The organism is Kribbella sandramycini, assembly GCF_013131805.1.
Taxonomy (GTDB): domain Bacteria; phylum Actinomycetota; class Actinomycetes; order Propionibacteriales; family Kribbellaceae; genus Kribbella; species Kribbella sandramycini.
This window is the reverse complement of the sequence record NZ_JABJRC010000005.1, coordinates 396,732-416,682: the sequence shown is the minus strand read 5'-3', so window position 1 is coordinate 416,682 and position 19,951 is coordinate 396,732. Positions and strand designations below refer to the sequence as shown.

The following is a 19,951-nucleotide window of genomic DNA, read 5'->3' as shown; positions in this document are numbered from 1 at the left end:
TAGACAGCGGCTATCACGTCATAGGCAGCATTGCTTTGACCCTGCGCTGCGGGTGACGGAATGTTGTATACATGACGAGTGAGGTAGTGGCCGCCGCCTCTGTCCCAGTACCTGGACGTGCCCAGCGGGTGCGCGAGATAGCCACTGAACGCCGTGGGCTCCGAGGCGCGTTACTGCCGATCCTGCACGCCGTCCAGCACGAGCTGGGGTACGTCGATCAGCCCGATGTGGCCGTGATCGCCGACGTCCTCAACCTGTCGGTCGCCGAAGTGCACGGCGTCGTCACCTTCTACAAGGACTTCCGCCGAGCCCCCGCCGGCCGCACCACCGTCGCCATCTGCCAAGCCGAAGCCTGCCGCTCCGTCGGCGCCGTGGCCCTCGCCGACCACGCCCGCGCCGCCCTCGGCTGCGCCTTCGGCGAAACCACCCCCGACCAGCGCATCACCCTCGAAGAGATCTTCTGCTTCGGCAACTGTGCCCTCGGCCCCGCGGTCCAAGTAGGCGACCGCCTGCACGGCCGAGTAACCCCCACCCGCCTCGACGCGTTGCTGGGAGAAGCCCGATGACCAAAGTCTTCGTGTCCAGGGATTCTGCGGCGCGTTCGGTAGGCGCGGACGAGGTTGCGGAGCGGATCACGTCCCTCGCACCTGACGTGACCGTGGTGCGGAACGGGTCTCGGGGGATGTTGTGGTTGGAGCCGTTGGTTGAGGTTGAGACTGCGGCGGGGCGGGTTGCTTATGGGCCGGTTGCGCCGGAGGACGTGGACGGGCTGGTGGCTGGTGGGCTGCTTGCTGGGTCGACCGATCTGGGTGCGTATCTGGGGGTTACTGAGGAGCTGCCGTGGATGCAGCGGCAGCAGCGGTTGACGTTTGCTCGGGTCGGGGTGACTGATCCGCTGTCGATTGAGGACTACGTGGCGCACGGCGGGTTGGCGGGCTTGCGCAAGGCGCTCGCGATGACGCCGGGGGACGTGGTGGAGAGTGTGGTGGGGTCGGGGTTGCGTGGGCGTGGCGGCGCCGGGTTTCCGACCGGGATCAAGTGGCGGACGGTGCTGGGGGCCGAGTCCGAGCTGAAGTTCGTGTGCTGTAACGCGGATGAGGGCGACTCCGGCACGTTCGCGGACCGGATGCTGATCGAGGGTGACCCGTTCACGCTGATCGAGGGGATGACGATCGCGGCGTACGCCGTGGGTGCGTCCGAGGGGTATGTGTACCTCCGCTCGGAGTACCCGGATGCGGTGGCCACGCTCAGGGCCGCGATCGACCTCGCCCGGGAGGCGGGCTGGCTGGGCGCCGACGTCCTCGGCTCCGGTTTCAGCTTCGACCTGTACGTCCGGGTCGGCGCCGGCGCGTACATCTGCGGCGAGGAGACCTCGATGCTGGAGAGCCTCGAAGGGAAGCGCGGCATGGTCCGCGCCAAACCCCCGATCCCCGCCCTGCAAGGGCTTTTCGGCCGCCCGACCGTTGTCAACAACGTGTTGTCGCTGGCCACTGTCCCGATCATCCTGAAGGACGGCCCCGAGGCGTATGCCGCCTACGGCACCGGCCGGTCGCTCGGCACCAGCGTCTTCCAGCTCGGCGGGAACGTCGCCCGCGGTGGCATCGTCGAGACGGCGTTCGGCATCACGCTGGGCGAGCTGGTCAACGACTTCGGCGGCGGGACGTCGTCCGGCCGGCCGGTCCGCGCCGTCCAGGTCGGCGGCCCGCTCGGCGCGTATCTCCCGGTCGACCAGTTCGACCTCCCGATGGACTACGAGGCGTTCGCCGCGGCCGGCGCGATGGTCGGGCACGGCGGCATCGTGATCTTCGACGACACCGTCGACATGGCGTCGATGGCCCGGTTCGCGTTCGAGTTCTGCGCCGCGGAGTCGTGCGGCAAGTGCACGCCGTGCCGGGTCGGCGCCGTCCGCGGGGTCGAGACGATCGACCGGATAGTTGCCGGTGACAACCGGAAGCAGAACCTCGTCGTCCTCGACGACCTGTGCGACCTGATGACCGACGGATCCCTGTGTGCGATGGGCGGGCTGACACCGCTCCCCGTCCGCAGCGCGGTCCGCCACTTCGGAGAGGACTTCGCGAAATGACCCTGCTCAAGGAACCTGACTTCGGGACGCCGGCCCGCCCCGGCGAGGCGACGATCGAGCTGACGGTGGACGGCGTCGCCGTCCAGGTGCCGCCGGGGACATCGGTGATGCGGGCCGCGAAGCACGCGGGCGTCGACGTGCCGAAGCTGTGTGCGACCGACAACCTGGAGGCGTTCGGGTCGTGCCGGTTGTGCATCGTCGAGATCGACGGCATGCGCGGGACCCCGGCGTCCTGTACGACGCCGGTCGCACCGGGGATGAACGTCCGGACGCAGAACGAGAAACTCGGCAAGCTGCGCCGCGGCGTGATGGAGCTCTACATCTCCGACCACCCGCTCGACTGTCTGACCTGCTCGGCCAACGGCGACTGCGAGCTGCAGGACATGGCCGGCGTCACCGGTCTGCGCGAGGTCCGCTACGGATCGGGTGTGGACGCCGGTGCGAACCACATGGCCGCGCCGACCGACTCGTCCAACCCGTACTTCGATTTCGAGGCGTCGAAATGTATCGCCTGCTCGCGCTGCGTCCGGGCCTGCGACGAGGTCCAAGGCACGCTGGCGCTGACGATCGAGGGCCGCGGGTTCGACTCGAAGGTCGCGGCCGGTGCTGGGGTTTCGTTCTTCGAGTCCGACTGTGTGTCGTGCGGTGCGTGTGTGCAGGCCTGTCCGACGGCGACGCTGCAGGAGAAGTCGGTCATCGAGCTGGGGATGCCGACGCGATCCGTCATCACGACCTGTGCGTACTGCGGTGTCGGTTGCTCGTTCAAGGCCGAGCTGCGTGGTGACGAGCTGGTCCGGATGGTGCCGTACAAGAACGGCGGTGCCAACGAGGGGCACTCGTGTGTGAAGGGCCGCTTCGCGTTCGGGTACGCGAGTCACCCGGACCGGGTGCTCGAGCCGATGGTCCGCGACTCGATCGCCGACGAGTGGCGCAAGGTGTCCTGGGAGGAGGCGATCTCCTTCACCGCACGGCGGTTGCGCGAGATCCAGGCGCAGTACGGGCAGGGCTCGATCGGCGCGATCACCTCGTCGCGGACGACGAACGAAGAGGTGTACACGGTTCAGAAGATGGTCCGGGCCGTGTTCGGGAACAACAACGTCGACACCTGTGCGCGGGTCTGCCACTCGCCGACCGGGTACGGCTTGAAGCAGACGTTCGGTGAGTCGGCCGGCACCCAGGACTTCAAGTCGGTCGACGAGGCCGATGTGATCCTGGTGATCGGCGCGAACCCGACCGATGCGCACCCGGTCTTCGGATCGCGGATGAAACAGCGGATCCGCAAGGGCGCCAAGCTGATCGTGATCGACCCGCGGCGGACGGACCTGGTCCGCTCGCCGCATATCGAGGCCGCCTACCACCTGGAGCTGCGGCCCGGGACGAACGTCGCGATCATCAACGCGATCGCGCACGTCGTCGTCACGGAGGGGCTCGTCGACCGCGAGTTCGTGGCGAGCCGGTGTGAGGACTTCGAGGCCTGGGAGGAGTTCATCGCCCGGCCGGAGCACGCGCCCGAGGCGGTCGACGAGTTGACCGGGGTGTCGGCGGAGAAGATCCGCGCGGCGGCCCGCCTGTATGCGACCGGCGGCAACGGCGCGATCTACTACGGCCTCGGCGTCACCGAGCACAGTCAGGGCTCGACGATGGTGATGGGGATGGCCAACCTGGCCATGGCCACCGGGAACATCGGCCGGCGCGGGGTCGGCGTCAATCCGCTGCGTGGGCAGAACAACGTGCAGGGCTCATGTGACATGGGGTCGTTCCCGCACGAACTGCCGGGCTACCGGCACGTGTCGGACGACGGCGTCCGCGAGGTGTACGAGCAGCTGTGGGGGACGCCGTTGCTCAACGAGCCCGGGTTGCGGATCCCGAACATGTTCGACGCCGCGATCGACGGATCGTTCCGGGCGTTGTTCGTCCAGGGCGAGGACATCGCCCAGTCGGATCCGAACACCCAGCACGTGTTCGCTGCGCTCGGGGCGCTGGAGCTGCTCGTCGTCCAGGACCTGTTCGTCAACGAGACCGCGAAGTTCGCGCACGTGTTGTTGCCGGGGACATCGTTCCTGGAGAAGGACGGGACGTTCACCAACGCGGAGCGGCGGATCAACCGGGTCCGGCCGGTGATGGCGCCGCAGACCGGGAAACAGGAGTGGGAGATCATCTGCGAGATCGCGCAGGCGATGGGCTACCCGATGCACTACGACTCGGCGGCGCAGATCATGGACGAGATCGCGCTCACCACGCCGACGTTCATGGGGGTGTCGTTCAAGGCGCTCGACGAGGCCGGGTCGATCCAGTGGCCGTGTAACGTCGAGCACCCGGACGGGACGCCGATCATGCACGAGGAGGAGTTCACTCGCGGCAAGGGCCGGTTCATGGAGACGGTCTACGTGCCGACGAGTGAGCGGTCGACGCGGAAGTACCCGTTGATCCTGACCACCGGGCGGATCCTGTCGCAGTACAACGTCGGCGCCCAGACGCGGCGGACGGCGAACGTCGCCTGGCACCCCGAGGACATCCTCGAGCTCCACCCGCACGACGCCGAGGTCCGCGGTATCGAGGACGGCGACACCGTCGCCCTCAGCAGCCGCGTCGGCCGCACCACCCTGCACGCCAAGCTCTCCGACCGGATCCCGGTCGGCGTCTGCTACACCACCTTCCACCACCCCGTCACCGGAGCCAATGTCATCACCACGGACAACTCCGACTGGGCCACCAACTGCCCCGAGTACAAGGTGACCGCCGTCCAGGTGGATCTCCTCGCCGAGCCGGCCGCGCACGCCGCAACCCAGGAAGCGCTCGTCACCGGCGGCACCCGATGAGCTCATCTCTCCCACCGCACGTTCGCCTCGCCAACGAGATCGCCGCGCAGTTCGCGCACCGCCCACCCGCTGAAGCGGCTACTGCCATCGCCACCCATATGAAGACCGTGTGGGATCCCCGGATGAAGAACGCCCTCATCGCCCACATGCAAGCCGGAGCCCAAGACCTCGACCCAGTAGCCGCCCTGGCCGCCCAGCACCTAGCAGCAGCCAAGTGACACACGAGGGCGCTGGTGGAGTGCGGGATGGCCAGGTGAGTGCGCCGGCGGTGCACGGCCGGCGGCAGGTCACGGGTGCGGCATCTTGGGATTCGGCTCGACGGGTGGCGCATCTGGTAGCTCGGGTGGGAGCTGGGGTTTCCGTCGGGTTGCAGGATGCCGTGGGGTGTGTGTTGGCCGGGCCGTTGGTGGCCACGGCGCCGGTGCCGCCGGTTGATCGGGCAGCCATGGACGGGTATGCGGTGTGTGGGGTTGGCCCTTGGCGCGTTGTGGGGGAGGTTGGAGTGGCTTCCCCCAGCGTGCGTGGGTTGGTCGACGGAGAGGCGTACGGGATTACTACCGGCGCCGCGGTGCCTGCTGGGGCTACCGGGGTCGTGCGGGAAGAGGACGTACTGCGGGACGGCGAGTGGGTTCGGGGAAGTGTGGTGGTCGGGCGGCACATCCGGCGGGCTGGCGAAGAGTGCCGGGCCGGAGAGGTGGTGCTGCCGACCGGAGTCGTGGTGGATGGGCCCGTGGTCGGGCTGGCGGCCTCGTTGGGGCTCAGCCGGCTGGTGGTCGTGCCGCGGCCGGTGGTGGATGTGCTGGTGACTGGGGACGAGCTGGTGCAGCGGGGAAGTTCTGGCGTCGGGCGGGTGCGGGATGCGATCGGGCCGATGATGCCCGAGTTGGTGACCCGGGCAGGGGCAGAGCTGGGCGTTGTGCAGCAGTTGGCGGATTCGCGAGCTGCGCTGCGGGAGGCGATTGCGGGGAGTTCGGCGCAGGTGGTTTTCGTGTCGGGGTCGTCGGCAGCTGGGCCCGCCGATCATCTGCGGCCGGTGCTGAATGAGTTGGCAGCAGAACTGCTGGTGGACGGCGTGGCTTGTCGGCCAGGGCACCCGCAGGCGTTGGCTCGGCTCCAGGACGATCGGCTCGTGATCGGCCTGCCAGGTAACCCGTTCGCCGCGCTGACCGCCTTTCTGACGCTCGGCGTCGCGGCGATCACCGGCCGCAGAGGGCTGCCGCTCGCCCGGCTACCGATCGCTCCGATCCCAGGAGGCATCGACTGCCATCCGCACAGCACCAGGCTCGTGCCCGTTCGCGTCACCGACCAAGGCGCCGTACCGGTCGGCCACGCCGGCTCCGCGATGCTGAGAGGCGCAGCAGCCGCGGACGCGTTGGCAGTGGTCGATCCCGGCCCGGCCCAGGCGATCGCCGCGCGGCTGCTCCCACTCGACCCAGGAGCGCGACCGTGGGCCGGCTGATCGCCCGCCGTCCCGTCGTCCGGATCGGGCCGGACGGCGATCGCACCCGCCCTGACTCGCTCGCCGTCGAAGAACCCCTGGAAATAAGGGTCGACGGCAAACCGCTCGCGGTCACGATGCGTACCCCGGGCCACGACGTCGAGCTCGCCCACGGCTTCCTGCACACCGAAGGCGTGATCGGCAGCGTCGACGACATCCGCGACGCCCGGTACTGCGATTCCCGTGACGACGAAGGCCGCAACACCTACAACGTCCTCGACCTCGGTCTGGCCCCCGGCGTCCCGCCACCCGTGACCGGCGTCGAGCGCAACTTCTACACCACCTCGTCCTGCGGAGTCTGCGGCAAGGCATCCCTGGACGCCGTCCGGCTGAAGACCAGGTACTCCCCGGCGGACGACGACGTCCGGCTCCGCTTCGGCGTCCTCGCTGAGCTTCCCGACGCGCTCCGCAAACGCCAGCAGGTCTTCGACCGCACCGGCGGCCTGCACGCCGCCGGCCTCTTCACCCCGAACGGCGAGCTACTCGTCGTCCGCGAGGACGTCGGCCGGCACAACGCAGTCGACAAGGTCATCGGCTGGGCGCTGCTCGCGAACCGCATCCCGGCCACCGGCCTGATTCTGATCGTCTCCGGCCGGGCCTCCTTCGAGCTCGTCCAGAAGGCCGTCATGGCCGGCATCCCGGTGCTGGGCGCGGTCTCCGCCCCCAGCTCACTCGCCGCCGACCTCGCGGACGAATCCGGCCTAACGCTCGCCGGATTCATCCGCAACGGCTCGATGAACCTCTACACCCACCAGCACCGCATCACGAGCTGACGACCCTGACGGCCACCCGACATCGCACATTTGGTGGGCGGGCCCAGCAACGGGTGGATGTGGCATGACCGAGGTCGGGCGGCTCGGTGTCGCATTTCGTGGGTGGGCCCAGGGCGTGGTGGTTGGCCAGTTGCCTGCGGTTTGCCCACCCGCCGTCTGGTGGGTGGGCCCAGCAACGGGTGGATGTGGTGTGAACGGGGTGGCGGCTTGGTGTCGCGTTTCGTGGGTGGGCCCAGGGTGTGGTGGGTTGGCCAGTCGCCTGCGGTTTGCCCACCCGCCGTCTGGTGGGTGGGCCCAGCAAACGCCGGGGGCGGGCTTGGCGAAGGTGAGGGGCGGCCGGTGAGTGGGTGGCGGGGGTGTGGGGAGGGACGAGGGGGATCAGGTGGAGGGGGCGAGCGATCCGCCCCAGTTGTCGGTGACGAGCTGGTTCGTCGCGTCGATCGTGAAGCGGTGTTCGAGCGATCCGTTGGCGATGCGGTAGAAGACGTGATGCGCATCGGGTGTGGACAGGCCGATCGGGTCATCGGTCACGACGCCGACGGCGCCCCAGTTGTCGGCCCGCGGCGGATCGACGGTCGGCGACCAGTAGAAGTGGATCAGATCGCCGTTCGCCTTCCGGGCGAAGACGTGTTGCTGGGTCTTGTGCGCGATCGCATGCGGGTTCCCGACGAACGGGCCGCCGGTCCAGACGTCACCGAGCACCTGCCCGTTGGACAGCGAGAACCGGTGCTGCAGCTGGCCGTCGCCGTTCCGGAAGAACACGTGCGCCTGCGACCCGTTGCTGAACCCGGTCGGATCCGAAGCCACCCCCGACGACACACCCCAGTTGTCGTGGGCCGGGTTCTGCCCGGGCGCCCACCACCAGTGCTTGAGCTCGCCGTTCGGCCCGCGCCCGAAGATGTGTTGCTGATCGCGATGGACGAGCGCGAACGGATTCCCGACGAACGGCCCGCCCGCCCACACCCCGGTCGTGATCTGGTTCGTCCCCTGGTCCCAGAACTTGTGCTCCAGATTGCCGTCCGGGTTGCGGTAGAACAGGTGCTGCTGATTGCGGTACGCGAACCCGGTCGGGTTCGACAGCACCCGGCCCTCGGTTCCCCAGGTGTCGAGCACCGGGTTGCCGGTGCCGGCCTGCCACCAGTGCCGCACGGTGTTGTTGTTGCCGCGGGCAAACACATGTTGCTGGCCGTTGTGCACGAAGCCGACCGGCTTGCCGACCAGGCCGCTCGAACCCCAGTCCTGCACCAGTTTGTCGGTCGACGGCGACCACATCATGCTGACCAGGGTGCCGCCGGCGCCGACCGCGGCGACCCGTTGCTGATCGCGGTACCGATAGGCCTGGCCGGCATTCCCGTTCAGCAGCGCCGTCACGTCGGCCCGCATCACGTCCAGATCGATGAACGACGGGTCGATCTTGTCGCGGGGTTTCGTCTCCCGATGACCGCGCACGTAGCTCGCGTCCTTGCCGAGCTGCTGCAGGACGGCGACGGTCGCGCGCAGCGACGCGTCGTACTGGGCCGGAGTCATCTCCTGCACGATGCCGATCTTGGACTGGTCGCCGGCGTAGTCGATCTCCCAGCCGATCAGCATCGTGTTGCCGTCACCGGCCGGGATCGAGCCGCTCGCGACCGCCGAGCCGGCGTGGTTGGCGCGGTTCGCGGAGATGATGTGGAAGACGCCGTGGTAGTCGACCAGCGCCTGGCACAGCGGGCCCTGCAGGTCGGGCCGGCCGTTGATGCAGATGCCGAGCGACGGATGCGGGTTGGTCGCACTCGACAGACCGGCGGTGTGATGCCACAGGACGCCGATCGGATTGAACGACCCGGCCACGCCCCGGGCCTTCCAGTTACCCTCCTCGACAACCTGAAGACCGGCAGCTCGCAGGACGTCGGCGAGCCAGGGGATACTCGCCATCAGGAAGCGCCGATGAGGTCGGCCAGACAGTCGGGCGCCTTCTTCAAGGCCTCAGCCGGGGCCGCCGGCAGGCCGATTTGGGCGGCGAGCGCCACGGCGGGAATGCTGAGCAGAACACGACGACGGGACAACCGGGGCAGGGTCATGGGGTCCTCCAACGATGGCGGTCGGTGGAGAAATGGCACCAGGCACTCATGGCCGCGGCAATCGATGCAATTCAGGTGGAACGACCGATACTGCCGGTGACGAAAGGCTTGTGTCCGCGGCTACAGCGTGGCAGGGCCGTAGATCGCGTGCGGGCGCTCCTCGCTGAAGGCCCAGTAGCGGTCGCCGAACGACCAGTGCCACCACTCGGTGGGGTAGTTCACCAGGCCGGCCGAGCTGAGGACGTCGGCGAGCAGCTCACGGTTGTCCCGGGCCTCGCGGGTGATGTTGGCGGCCGCGAAGAAGCACGCGCCGTCGCTCTGCTCAGGGGTGGCGTCGATCTCGGTACCCAGGTCGAGCGGGCCGCTCGCGCCGACCAGCGTCAGGTCCACCGCGGCGCCCGCGACATGCGGTGCGACCTCGATCGGCGAGACGAATCGGCTGGCCAGCGTCCGGACCTCGGCCTCAGGCATCCCCGGGTTCAGCATGCGCAGCTCGGCGCAGTACCCGTCGTAGATCGCGCGCTGCGACTCCAGCGGCCGCAACCCCTCGACGACGTGCAGCCGGATGCCGGACGGCAGGAACGCGTCTGCGATCGCGAGCCGCTCGACGACACCCTCCCGGGCGTACTGCGTCCCGGTCGCGGACAGGCCGCGGGTCGCCAGGTCGACCAGCGGCTCACCGCTCTCGACGACGCCGATCCGGGTGATCCGCTCGTCGCTGATCAGCACTGTCACCGCTGGGCCACCGCGGTGTCGATCAGCACTCCGATGATGTCGGCGTACGAGTAGCCGTTCGCGGCCCACATCCGCGGGAACTGCGAGGCCGGCGTGAACCCGGGCAGCGTGTTGATCTCGTTGACCACCGGGCCGCCGTCCGCGGGCAGGAAGAAGTCGATCCGGGCCAGGCCGGCGCAGCCCAGGATCTCGAAAACCTCCAGCGCCGTCCGCTTCAGCTGCTCGGTCAGCTCGGGCTCGAGCGGCGCCGGGATCAGGAACTGGGTCGCGCTCTCGGCGTCGTACTTCGCGGTCGCGTTGAAGAACGGCTGGGACGGGTCGGAGATGATCTCCAGCGCCGGCCCGACCTCGACCCGGCCGTCGGGGAACTGCAGGACGGCGAGGTCGACCTCACGGCCGATCATCTCCTTCTCGACCAGGACCTGCGGGTCGAGCTCGGCGGCGGCGGTGATCGCCGCGCCCAGCGAGGCCAGGTCGGTCGCGCGGCCCACGCCGAAGCTGGAGCCGCCGTTGGCCGGCTTCACGAAGACCGGGAAGTCGACGTCCGCGGCCTTGAGCTTCTGCAGCGCGCCCTCGGCGTCCCGCGTCTCGGCGCCGAACAGGCGGACGCCGGGCGTCACCGGGATGCCGTGCGCGCTCAGCACGGCCTTGGTCAGGTTCTTGTCGAGGCCGACCGCGCTGGCGGTGACGCCGCTGCCGACGTACGGGACCTTGAGCTGCTCGAGGAAGCCCTGGAGGCGGCCGTCCTCACCGCCCTCGCCGTGCAGACCGATCAGCACGACGTCGACCGAACGGAGGATGTCGATGGTCTCGTGCAGGCCGTCGGCCCACTCGTCGCTGCGGTCGAGGACGAGCGGTACAGCGGTGTGCCCGAGCTCGGTCACCGCATCCGCGATCCCGCGGCCGCTGGCCAGTGACACGTCGTGCTCGGGGCTGGCGCCGCCCATGACGACCGCGACCTTCATCGAGTTGCCTCCTGATAGCGGCGCGGCACCCGGGTGCCGATACCGCAGTAGATGTCATGCGGGATGGTGCCGGCCCAGTCGGCCCACTCCTTGGCGGTGGGCTCACCCTGCGAGCCGTCGCCGAAAATGGTCACCGGTTCGCCGGCGTCGACCGCGACGGCACCCGCGTCGACCACGAACTGGTCCATCGCGATCCGGCCGACGACAGGCATCCGGACCCCGCGGCACAGCACACTAGCCTGCCCGGCGGTGACCCGCGGAATCCCGTCGGCGTACCCGATCGGGACCAGCAGCACGGTGGTGTCGCGCTCGGCGACGAAGTCGTGCCCGTACGAGACGCCTTCACCGGCCCGGATCCGGCGGACCTGGGCGGCCTTGCTCATCAGCCGCATCGCGGGCCGCAGGCCGATCCCGGTCTCGTCGATGCCGTACAGCCCGGCGCCGATCCGGATCAGGTCCATCTCGGGGGCGTCGAGGGTGATCGCGCCGGCCGAGTTGGCCAGGTGCAGCACGCTCGGCATCAGGCCTGCGCGCCGGGCCAGCAACACCCCGGTCCGGAGCAGCTGCAACTGCTTCCGGCTCTGGACGGCGTCGGGAGCGTCGCCGTGCGACAGATGCGACCAGATTCCCCGGACCACGAGCGTGCCGAGAGCCTCGTGGCGCGCCGCGGCCCGGGTGAGTTCGATCCACTGGTCGGGGGTGCTGCCGGCCCGGTGCAGACCGGTGTCCAGTTTCAGGTGGACATATTTCACGGCGGGTACGGAGGCTACCTGCTGCAGTTCGGCGACGGTGGAGACACTCACGTCGACATCCATGTCGCCGAGCAGCATCAGCTCAGCGGCGTCGTACAGCCAGGTCAACAGCGGGGCGGTCAGACCGGCGGCGCGCAGCTGCAGCGCCTCGTCGGCCCGGGCCACGCCCAGCCAGGTCGCGCCCGCCTCGATCGCGGCCCGGGCCACCGGGACGGCGCCGTGCCCGAACGCGTCGGCCTTCACGACCGCGAGGACATCCTGCCGCGGGGCCAGCCGACGGAACGTCCGCACGTTGTCACGGATCGCCGACAGGTCGATCACCGCCTCGGAGAGGCCGGCGATACCCACCGGCGCCGGACGCTGCCGGGCCTGGACCACGTTCATGTTCCTCATTGTTGTAGCTGGCAACCATCAACTGCATCGGATCGCGGACGGATGTTGCGGAGATCTTGCGTACGACCTGGGTCGTACCTCTGATCTGACGCCGAGCTCCCACTCATGGTTCACCGTTCGCCCCCAACACCTTCGCCGGGCTCGGCCGCTGAGACAAATCCGCTACTTCGAGTAGTCAGATACTACTGAGAGTCTCCGTCAGTTCGGCGCGAGCCGGAGTCGGGCCGGTGGCGGTGACCAGGATCGCTTCGGTCGACCAGCCCAGCGCGCGGTACAGGTGCGTGCCGACCTCGGTGGCCATCAGCAGGCCGTGCTCGGCGCCGCGCTCGACCCCACGCTGGACCAAGGCGCCCATCACGACCCGGCCGAGGCCGCGCCGCCGGTGGGTCGCTTCGGTCTCGATATCGTGCATGACCACATCCGTGCCGACCACGGCGGCCATCCCGTGAGCGGCGATGCTGCCGTCCGCGGCGTGCACATGCACATAGATCAGCGGGCCCTCGTCGACGACGAGGACGTCGTACGCCGGCGGCGCGGTCGCGACCGGATGGCCTGCGAGCGGCCGGGTCATCAGCGTCTTCAGCTCGTCGAACGGCTGCAACCCGACGGCGCTGAACTGCTCGGCGACGGCCGCGGCATCCTGCGCAGTCGTTGTGACGGTGAGCCAGGTCGTCTCGGTGGCAAGCGGCGCCAGGCGCTCGACGTAGTCCGCGGAGGAGGCGAACAGCTCGCGTTCCCGGCTAGGCGCGTTGATCTGGGCGAAGGTCGCCTCGGCGTACTCCACTGGGGGTTCGAGTCCTCGACACAGCCGCCAACCTGCGATCCAACGCCTCACCAGCTCCATGGCCGGGAGTGTATTTCGCGCTCAGGTCCCCAGGACGAAGGTCTGAATGGCGACCACGGCCGCTCCGCGGGCCCATTCGGTGAAGTCGGCGGGCTGGAGCACCATCGGCAGTTCGACGCCGGACGGATGCCGGTCGGCGTGCAGACCGGCGAGCAGCTCGGCCCGGGCGACCTCGGCCAGCCGGACGCCCTCGCCGCCGAGGACGACGAGCTCGGGCATGGTGAAGTTCGCGGCGGCGGCGATGAGTCGGCCGAGCGCGCGACCGGCCTCGCTGATCACGGGCTGGGCCGCGGGATCGCCCTTCGCGGCCAGGTCGAGGCACTCCTCGTAGTCGACCGGCCGGCCGAGCGCGGCGCCGATCCGGCCGGTGATCGCGCCGACCGTGAGCAGGCTCATCGCGCAGCCGCGGTGTCCACGGTCGCAGCGTGGGCCGTTCGGGACGAGCGGATGGTGGCCGATCAGGCCGATGCTGGTGTCCGGGCTCTCGACGGTCCGGTTGTGGACGACCAGGCCGTAGCCGACCCCGGCGCCGATCGTGATCAGCGCAAACCGGTCGGTGCCCCGGCCCGCGCCGAACCAGTGGGTGGCCTCGGTCAGCGCGTTCAGGTCGTTCGCGACCACGACCGGCGTACCGGTGCCGGCGGCAAGCAGCTCGCCGAGCGGGACGTCGACCCAGTCCAGATACGGGCCCCAGCGGACCTCCGAGCCGTTCGCCACCCGGCCGCCGAGCGTGACGCCGAGCCCGCTCAACGGCCCAGGCGCTTGGGCGGCCAGCTCATCGGTCAGTTCAAGGACCAACGTGGCCACCTCGGACGGCGTGTGATCGATCAACGGCCGTTCGACACTCGCGATCACCTCGGCCCGCAGCGTGGTCAGGACGCCGATCGCGGTGTCGCCGGTGAGCTTGATGCCGACGAAGTGGTGGGCAGCCGGATCCAGGTCGAGCGGCTGCGACGGCCGGCCGACCCGGGCGTCCGGCGTCTCGACGTCCACCTCGACCAGCAGCCCGGACTCGACCATCGGCTTGGTCAACCGGGTCAGGCTCCCCGGGGACAACCCCACTCGCCGCGAGAGCTCAGCGCGCGACAGCGGTCCGTCCAGCAGGATCTCCAGCGCAACCTGCTGGGAAGGCCCTTCCAGCGGTCGCCAACTCCCCATTTGGTCAGCTTAGATCTTTGATCCTGCGTTCCAGCCGCCGGAGCCGGGTTGCGCGGCTGCTGGCCGCGGCGAGCGCGAAGAGCGCGCACAGCATCACCAGCAGGCCGGGCATCGGGTGCGAGATCACGAACAGCATCACCAGCCCGGTGCAGATCAGCAGCCCGGTGGCGATCCGCAGCCGGATGATGTCCGTCCGCAGCCGCCGCGCCACCCACTCCAGTTCGATGCTCATCAGGCCGAGCATCCCACCTGGCCGGGGTCTCAGTGCGGAAGCTTGCGGGTGTCGATCAGCTGCTGGGCGACGTCGCGGAGTTTGGTGTTGGTGTCCTGGGAGTAGCGCTTCAGGATCGCGAAGGCGCGGTCGCCGTCGACGTCGAACCGCTCCATCAGGATGCCCATCGCCTGGCCGACCAGCTTGCGGGCGTCGACCGCCTGCGCCATCGTCTCCTCGTGCCGGGCCGCGGCCAGCGCGACCGACGCGTGCCGGGCGAGGATGTGGGCGACCGCCTCGTCGTCCTCGGTGAAGGCGTCCGGCTGCGGGCTGTAGAGGCCCAGGACGCCGACCGTCAGGCGCGCCGCGTCACCGGTCGCGAGCGGGACGTCGAGGCTGCTGCGGACGCCGAGCTGGGCGACCTTGGTCGCCCAGTCCGGCCAGCGACCGTCGGAATCGGTGTCCCGGATCAGGATCGTCGTCCGATCCCGCAAGGCGGTGACGAGCGGACCCTCGTCATTGGTGATCTGCAGGCCGTAGACGTCCGCGACGACCGGATCGGTCACCGCGGCGATCTCCGGGCTGCCACCGCGCGTGTACAGCGCGACACCGGCGTACGTACAGCTCAATGCCTGGAGGGCGAACTGCACCACGGCATCGATCGTCTCCTCGACGCCGGGGGCGTCGTGCATCTCGATCGCCAGCCGGGCAAACGCATCCGCCGACGCCGCGGCGAGATCCTGCTCGGTCAACGGGGGCTCCATCGGTCTCAAGTGCTTGGGCACACCCCGGGCCGGGGCGGTCCGCAGGAGACATCATGCAGCCTCGACCCTGGCTCGCGGCAGTAGGGTTGCAAATATGGCGGACTTCCCGGCCTTGCCGAGCGGCCGGACGAATTGGCGGCGGGAGTTCGCGGCGCCGATGCGCTCCTTCCTACGCACCGAGGCCGGTAGCTCCGGAGTCCTCGCGGCGGCCATCCTGCTCGCGCTGCTGTGGGCGAATCTGGCCCCGGCGTCGTACGACGATTTCTGGCGCACCGAGCTCTCCTTCGCGTTCAACCACCGCGAGTTCGGCCTGGAGCTGCGCGAGTGGATCAACAGCGGGCTGATGACGCTGTTCTTCCTGGTGGTCGGCCTGGAGGCGCGTCGCGAGTTCGACCTCGGCGACCTGCGCGACCGGAGCCGGTTCGTGCTCCCGGTGCTCGCCGGCGTCTCCGGGATGGCCGCGCCGATCCTGATCTACCTGGCTTTCAACGCCGGGACGGAGACTGCGCACGGCTGGGGTGTCGCGATGTCGACCGACACCGCGCTCGCACTCGGCTTGCTCGCGCTGGTCGGCCGCGGCGTCCCGGATCGGGTCCGCGTCTTCCTGCTCACCGTGTTCGTCGTCGACGACCTGCTGGCGCTGGTCGTGATCGCGGTCGTCTACAGCGAGAACATCAAGTTCATGCCGCTGGCGATCGCGCTGATCGCGTTCGGCGTCGTCCTCGCGCTCTCGCTGCTGCGCGTCCGCAAACCCTGGGTGTACGTCGTGCTCGGCGTGATCACCTGGGCCGCGTTGCTCACCAGCGGCGTCGATCCGGTCGTCGCCGGTCTCGCGATCGGGCTGACGGCCCCGGCGTACTCGCCTGGTCGCGAGGAGCTGGAGCAGGCGAGCGGGCTGTTCCGGGTCTTCCGCGAGCAGCCGACGCCCGAGCTGGCGCGCTCGGCGACGGTCGGGCTGACGGCCACGATCTCGCCGAACGAGCGGCTCCAGTTCCTCTACCACCCCTGGACGTCGTACCTGATCGTCCCGCTCTTCGGCCTGGCCAACGCGGGCGTGACGATCGACGCGGCCTTCCTCGGCCGGGCCTTCACCTCGCCGGTCACGCTCGGCATCCTGATCGGTTACGTCGTCGGCAAACCGCTCGCGGTCACGCTGGTCTCCTGGTTGCTCGACCGGTTCTCCCGTGGCCGCTACGGGCCGCAGGTCGGCTGGGCGGCGGTGGCCGGCAGCGGCACCATCGCCGGCATCGGCTTCACCGTCTCGTTGCTGATCGCAACGATCGCGTTCGAGGGGCCGGCGCTGGCCGAGGCGAAGATCGGGTTGCTCTCGGCGGTCGTCGTGTCGTCCGCGGCGACCTGGGCGATCTTCCGTGCGGTCAAACTGCTCAGCCCGCCGCGGAAGGCGCTCGCGCTGCTCGGGCGCGCGGACGAGTTGATCGACCTGGTCGATCCGGTCGACCCGGAGATCGACCACGTCCGGGGCCCGGAGAGCGCGACCGTGACCCTGGTCGAGTACGGCGATTTCGAGTGCCCGTACTGCGGGATCGCGGAGTCCGTCGTCCGGGATCTGCTGACCGATGACGACCTGCGGTACGTGTGGCGGCATCTGCCGCTGTCCGACGTCCATCCGCGGGCGCAGATCGCGGCCGAGGTCGCCGAGGCCGCGCACGCGCAGGGCGCGTTCTGGGAGATGCACGACCTGCTGCTGGCGAACCAGGACAACCTGCAGCCGCGGGATCTGATGGGCTACTCCCAACAGCTCGGCCTCGACGACGACCGGATCCACGACGAGGTGAAGCGGCACGTCGCCGCGGCGCGCGTCGCGCGGGACGTCGAGTCGGCCGATCTGAGCGGGGTGTCCGGGACGCCGACGTTCTTCATCAACGGCCGCCGGCATTACGGCGCGTACGACGTCGAGACGCTCAAACAGGCGATCAAGGTCGCGCGGGCCCGGGCGAAGATCGACCAGCGCTATGGCTGAATTTTGAGGTAGAGGGTCTTTTCTGCCACTTCTCAGCCTGGCGGTGGTCTTCGATGCTGAGGGTATGACCGAACAGAGCGCAGCCGTCGCCCACTTCGCCGGGCGGTTGGCCTTCGAGACCGACGTATCCGATGTGGCGGCCGAGATCGGCGCCGGTACGCCGGGGTGGGTGCTGATCGACAGCCGGAGCCAGGAGAGCTGGGATCAGGGACACGTGCCCGGTGCGGTTCATCTGCCGACGCGGGAGATTGCGGCGCGGGCGGCGGACGTCGTCCCGGCCGGCGTGCGGGTGGTGACGTACTGCTGGGGGCCGGGGTGCAACGGCGCGACCCGGGCGGCGCTGGAGTTCGCGCGGTTGGGGTATCCGGTCAAGGAGATGATCGGCGGCTTCGAGTACTGGGCACGGGAGGGTCTGCCGGTCGAGACCGCCGCCGGGATCGAGCGGCGGCAGTCCGACCCGCTGACAGTCCCGCTCGGGATCGCCTGTGCCTGCTAGAGCCCGGCCAGGTATTCCGCGTTGCCGCGGATGGCGGCCTCGTAGCGCTTGATCTCCGGGGTCTCCAGGCGATCCGCGATGATCAGCAGCAGCGTGGCGAGCGCCTTGTCCTTGTGGTCGGCGGCGTGCAGGGTCAGGGCTTTGAAGACCCGCAGCGAATCCGACTCGGGGAACTCGGCGCAGGCCTGCTTGAAGACGGCGAGGGACTCGTCGAACCGATCGAGGTTGCGCAGGGTGCTGCCGTACTGCAACAGGCACCTGCGCTTGGTCTCGCCGGACAGGCCGGGCAGAGCGCGCTCGTAGTACCCGACGGCCTTCTCCTCCTGACCGTCGGTGTCGTACGAGCCGCCGACCTCGTAGAGCACGTACGGGTTGTCCGGGTGCTCGCGGAGCAGCGCTTCGAAGAAGTCGATCGTCGGCTGCATGTTCGCGCGGTCGCGCCGGCTGAACGCCGCCTCGATCGTCGCCACCAGGTCGGGGGTCAGCTCAGTGGTCACCTGGATATCCTACGAGTGCATAAGTATTCAATCTGTTGCAATTCGATCCGGGCGGTTCTAGGCTCGTGGAGGTGATGACCACCGCTGGGATCGACCACCTGATGAACCGGGGCTGGCCTGCCGTGCACAGCACCGAACTCGACGGCTGGCTGATCCGACGAACGGCCGGTATCACCCTCCGGGCGAACTCGGTGCTCCCTGCCGGCGCGCCGTACGATCTCGGCAAAGCCTTGGACTACGTGGAAACGCTGTACCAGGCGCAGGGCATCACGCCGTCGTTCCAGATCAGCCCGGCGGCCCAGCCGGCCGACCTGGACGATCAGCTCGCGGCCCGCGGCTACCAGTCGAAGAATCCGACGCTGGTCCAGTCCGCCGCGATCGCGGCGGTGCTCGCGAACCTCTCGGCGCCGGATGCCGCAGTGAATATTTCGACCGTGCCCGACGAGGCCTGGATGGCGGCGTGGTGGCAGACCGACGGGCACGGCGGCGCCGCCGAGCAGGCGACCGCCCGGCAGATCCTGGTCGGCGGCTCCGCGTTGTACGCCGATCTCCGGATCGACGGCCGGATCGCCGCGATCGGCCGGCTCGCGCTCGTCGACGGCGGCGCCTTCGAGGTCGACGCCACCGGCTGGTCGGGGCTCTACTGCATCGCGGTCGACCCGGCGTACCGCCGTCGCGGTCTGGCCCAGGCCGTCATCCACGGCTTGTTGCACGAGGCAACAAACCGCGGTTTCGACCAGGTCTTCCTCAGCGTGCTCGCCGACAACGCCCCGGCACTGGCCCTCTACGAGCGCCTCGGCTTCAGCACCGTCTCCCGCTACCACTACCGCACTCTCGTCGGACCGACGAACGGGTAGAAGTCGGCCCCAGGGCCGGCTGCCGCGCTCAGCGTCGCCCGGCTCGGGCGACTATTACCCGTTGGTCCGTACGCGCTACAGCGTGATCTTCTCCAGGTGATCGAGGACGACGAACTTGGCGCCGCTCTGCTCGACGGAAGTGCGGAGCGGGGTCAGGTCGGTCCAGGGGACGCTCGGCTCGCCGAGGGGTTTGTCGAAGTCGTCCCAGTGCGTGGCCAGGGCGGTCTCGACCGGGCGGATCGTCTCGAACAGCCGGTCGGTGATCCCCGGTTCGCCGCCGGGGGCGACGAAGACGACGTCCACCTCGAGGCCGCGCAGCGCGTTCGGGTCGAAGTTCGCCGTACTCAGGCTGAGGATGCGCAGGCCGCCGATCGTGATCACGTAGGCGAGCGTGCCGCCCTCGACGAGATCCTCGATCACGCGCGGCCGTGGCGGGATGCCGTCGAGGTGATAGCCGGGCCAGACGTAGTTGTGCCGCTTGCCGCCGCACGAGTGCAGCGACGGGAAGACCTCGATCGTGAACCCGCCGAAGTCGAAGTACTCACCGCCGCGGACCGGTGACATCAGCTCGGCCGGCGTCCGCATCGCCTTGAGCTGGTTGACGTGCGTCTGGGTGCCGATCACGGTCGCGTCGGTCTTCGCGGCGACGTACGGGACGTCGGCCATGTGGTCGTAGTGGCCGTGGTGGACCAGGATCGCGTCGGCGGTGCTCAGGTGCCGGTCGATGACCGCGCGGTCGATCACCAGCTTGGCCTTCGGGTTCACGCCCTCCGGCGAGAAGGTCCCGGTCTTGAATCGGGTCAGCCAGGGGTCGGTCAGCACGATGTGCTTGCCGCAGCGGATCTGCCACGCATGCGTCCCGAGCCAAGTGAACTCGACCGGCTCTCTCGTCTGCTTGGTCGCTGCTTTGGGCGCCTCCGCGGCAGTTGACTGCCGGATCGCCCCCGCGCCGACCGCGGCCGCACCTGCCGCCGCCGCGCCCGCCAGCATCCCTCGTCGACTCACACTCACTTGCCCGTCTCCTCACAGCTCGGCGTTCGGAGCCTCCAGTGAAAGCGAGCGTTC

General features: G+C 69.3%; 20 protein-coding genes. 9 read left to right on the top strand and 11 right to left on the bottom strand.

The features are described from left to right. Nucleotides 1–128 precede the first annotated feature (128 nt). Genes HPO96_RS22665 through fdhD form a run of 6 tightly spaced genes read left to right on the top strand, consistent with a single transcriptional unit; the run spans nt 129 to nt 7,173 of the window. Nucleotides 129–566 (top strand): NAD(P)H-dependent oxidoreductase subunit E, encoded by a 438-nt coding sequence (locus tag HPO96_RS22665; protein ID WP_337796763.1) that lies wholly within the window; start codon nt 129–131, stop codon nt 564–566. After that, nucleotides 563–2,083, top strand: a complete 1,521-nt coding sequence (locus HPO96_RS22660; protein ID WP_171675662.1) for a formate dehydrogenase beta subunit — start codon at nt 563–565, stop codon at nt 2,081–2,083. Before HPO96_RS22665 ends, HPO96_RS22660 begins: the two co-directional genes overlap by 4 nt. Next, entirely contained in the window at nt 2,080–4,902 is a 2,823-nt protein-coding gene (fdhF, locus tag HPO96_RS22655) for a formate dehydrogenase subunit alpha (protein WP_171675660.1), read from the top strand. The genes HPO96_RS22660 and fdhF overlap by 4 nt, the downstream gene beginning before the upstream one ends. Beyond that, nucleotides 4,899–5,120, top strand: coding sequence for a formate dehydrogenase subunit delta (locus HPO96_RS22650; protein ID WP_171675658.1), 222 nt, complete (start codon nt 4,899–4,901; stop codon nt 5,118–5,120). Before fdhF ends, HPO96_RS22650 begins: the two co-directional genes overlap by 4 nt. Further along, the gene (locus HPO96_RS39690) at nt 5,117–6,361 is read left to right on the top strand and encodes a molybdopterin molybdotransferase MoeA (RefSeq protein WP_337796762.1); all 1,245 of its coding nucleotides are present in this window, start codon (nt 5,117–5,119) and stop codon (nt 6,359–6,361) included. Before HPO96_RS22650 ends, HPO96_RS39690 begins: the two co-directional genes overlap by 4 nt. Beyond that, nucleotides 6,349–7,173, top strand: coding sequence for a formate dehydrogenase accessory sulfurtransferase FdhD (fdhD, locus tag HPO96_RS22640; protein ID WP_171675656.1), 825 nt, complete (start codon nt 6,349–6,351; stop codon nt 7,171–7,173). Before HPO96_RS39690 ends, fdhD begins: the two co-directional genes overlap by 13 nt. 378 nt (nt 7,174–7,551) lie before the next feature. Here the strand turns inward: fdhD and HPO96_RS22635 are convergent, their stop codons facing one another. From HPO96_RS22635 to HPO96_RS22595, 9 genes are all read right to left on the bottom strand, one after another. Then, the gene (locus tag HPO96_RS22635) at nt 7,552–9,087 is read right to left on the bottom strand and encodes a DUF8189 domain-containing protein (protein WP_202886268.1); all 1,536 of its coding nucleotides are present in this window, start codon (nt 9,085–9,087) and stop codon (nt 7,552–7,554) included. After that, entirely contained in the window at nt 9,087–9,233 is a 147-nt protein-coding gene (locus tag HPO96_RS22630; RefSeq protein WP_171675654.1) for a hypothetical protein, read from the bottom strand. Before HPO96_RS22630 ends, HPO96_RS22635 begins: the two co-directional genes overlap by 1 nt. A 120-nt stretch (nt 9,234–9,353) precedes the next feature. Further along, complete coding sequence (locus HPO96_RS22625) at nt 9,354–9,968, bottom strand: M15 family metallopeptidase (RefSeq protein ID WP_171675652.1); 615 nt, start codon at nt 9,966–9,968, stop codon at nt 9,354–9,356. Beyond that, the gene (locus tag HPO96_RS22620; protein WP_171675650.1) at nt 9,965–10,933 is read right to left on the bottom strand and encodes a D-alanine--D-alanine ligase family protein; all 969 of its coding nucleotides are present in this window, start codon (nt 10,931–10,933) and stop codon (nt 9,965–9,967) included. Before HPO96_RS22620 ends, HPO96_RS22625 begins: the two co-directional genes overlap by 4 nt. Then, nucleotides 10,930–12,069: an alanine racemase gene (alr, locus tag HPO96_RS22615; protein WP_171675648.1), complete on the bottom strand. Its 1,140-nt coding sequence runs from the start codon at nt 12,067–12,069 to the stop codon at nt 10,930–10,932. The genes HPO96_RS22620 and alr overlap by 4 nt, the downstream gene beginning before the upstream one ends. Nucleotides 12,070–12,253: 184 nt before the next feature. Continuing rightward, on the bottom strand, nt 12,254–12,862 hold the full coding sequence (locus tag HPO96_RS38460) for a GNAT family N-acetyltransferase (RefSeq protein WP_171675645.1): 609 nt from the start codon (nt 12,860–12,862) through the stop codon (nt 12,254–12,256). Nucleotides 12,863–12,943: 81 nt separating this feature from the next. Continuing rightward, entirely contained in the window at nt 12,944–14,080 is a 1,137-nt protein-coding gene (locus HPO96_RS22605) for an ROK family transcriptional regulator (protein ID WP_171675643.1), read from the bottom strand. A 4-nt stretch (nt 14,081–14,084) separates the two neighbouring features. Beyond that, complete coding sequence (locus HPO96_RS22600) at nt 14,085–14,312, bottom strand: hypothetical protein (protein ID WP_171675641.1); 228 nt, start codon at nt 14,310–14,312, stop codon at nt 14,085–14,087. A gap of 29 nt (nt 14,313–14,341) precedes the next feature. Continuing rightward, nucleotides 14,342–15,055, bottom strand: a complete 714-nt coding sequence (locus HPO96_RS22595) for a GAF and ANTAR domain-containing protein (protein WP_171675639.1) — start codon at nt 15,053–15,055, stop codon at nt 14,342–14,344. A 94-nt stretch (nt 15,056–15,149) separates the two neighbouring features. On the opposite strand from HPO96_RS22595, the gene nhaA reads away from it, so the two are divergent. Both nhaA and HPO96_RS22585 read left to right on the top strand, forming a co-directional pair. After that, the gene (gene nhaA, locus HPO96_RS22590) at nt 15,150–17,036 is read left to right on the top strand and encodes a Na+/H+ antiporter NhaA (protein ID WP_171675637.1); all 1,887 of its coding nucleotides are present in this window, start codon (nt 15,150–15,152) and stop codon (nt 17,034–17,036) included. A gap of 64 nt (nt 17,037–17,100) precedes the next feature. Further along, a complete protein-coding gene (locus HPO96_RS22585; RefSeq protein ID WP_171675635.1) occupies nt 17,101–17,532 on the top strand; it encodes a rhodanese-like domain-containing protein in 432 nt (143 codons plus the stop codon). Here the strand turns inward: HPO96_RS22585 and HPO96_RS22580 are convergent. Further along, complete coding sequence (locus HPO96_RS22580) at nt 17,529–18,029, bottom strand: tetratricopeptide repeat protein (protein WP_337796761.1); 501 nt, start codon at nt 18,027–18,029, stop codon at nt 17,529–17,531. The two genes, HPO96_RS22585 and HPO96_RS22580, sit on opposite strands and share 4 nt — an antisense overlap. Before the next feature lie 74 nt (nt 18,030–18,103). On the opposite strand from HPO96_RS22580, the gene HPO96_RS22575 reads away from it, so the two are divergent. Then, entirely contained in the window at nt 18,104–18,886 is a 783-nt protein-coding gene (locus tag HPO96_RS22575) for a GNAT family N-acetyltransferase (RefSeq protein WP_171675922.1), read from the top strand. A 75-nt stretch (nt 18,887–18,961) separates the two neighbouring features. Here HPO96_RS22575 and HPO96_RS22570 read toward each other — a convergent pair whose 3' ends face one another. After that, nucleotides 18,962–19,897: an MBL fold metallo-hydrolase gene (locus HPO96_RS22570; protein ID WP_337796760.1), complete on the bottom strand. Its 936-nt coding sequence runs from the start codon at nt 19,895–19,897 to the stop codon at nt 18,962–18,964. Between the last annotated feature and the right edge of the window lie 54 nt (nt 19,898–19,951).

Coding starts and splice junctions, on each gene's coding strand:
- HPO96_RS22660 (WP_171675662.1), top strand. CDS start 563: ATGACCAAAGTCTTCGTGTCCAGGGATTCTGCGGCGCGTTCGGTAGGC.
- fdhF (WP_171675660.1), top strand. CDS start 2,080: ATGACCCTGCTCAAGGAACCTGACTTCGGGACGCCGGCCCGCCCCGGC.
- HPO96_RS22650 (WP_171675658.1), top strand. CDS start 4,899: ATGAGCTCATCTCTCCCACCGCACGTTCGCCTCGCCAACGAGATCGCC.
- HPO96_RS22635 (WP_202886268.1), bottom strand. CDS start 9,087: ATGGCGAGTATCCCCTGGCTCGCCGACGTCCTGCGAGCTGCCGGTCTT.
- HPO96_RS22630 (WP_171675654.1), bottom strand. CDS start 9,233: ATGACCCTGCCCCGGTTGTCCCGTCGTCGTGTTCTGCTCAGCATTCCC.
- HPO96_RS22620 (WP_171675650.1), bottom strand. CDS start 10,933: ATGAAGGTCGCGGTCGTCATGGGCGGCGCCAGCCCCGAGCACGACGTG.
- alr (WP_171675648.1), bottom strand. CDS start 12,069: ATGAACGTGGTCCAGGCCCGGCAGCGTCCGGCGCCGGTGGGTATCGCC.
- HPO96_RS22605 (WP_171675643.1), bottom strand. CDS start 14,080: ATGGGGAGTTGGCGACCGCTGGAAGGGCCTTCCCAGCAGGTTGCGCTG.
- HPO96_RS22600 (WP_171675641.1), bottom strand. CDS start 14,312: ATGAGCATCGAACTGGAGTGGGTGGCGCGGCGGCTGCGGACGGACATC.
- HPO96_RS22595 (WP_171675639.1), bottom strand. CDS start 15,055: ATGGAGCCCCCGTTGACCGAGCAGGATCTCGCCGCGGCGTCGGCGGAT.
- nhaA (WP_171675637.1), top strand. CDS start 15,150: ATGGCGGACTTCCCGGCCTTGCCGAGCGGCCGGACGAATTGGCGGCGG.
- HPO96_RS22585 (WP_171675635.1), top strand. CDS start 17,101: ATGACCGAACAGAGCGCAGCCGTCGCCCACTTCGCCGGGCGGTTGGCC.
- HPO96_RS22575 (WP_171675922.1), top strand. CDS start 18,104: ATGACCACCGCTGGGATCGACCACCTGATGAACCGGGGCTGGCCTGCC.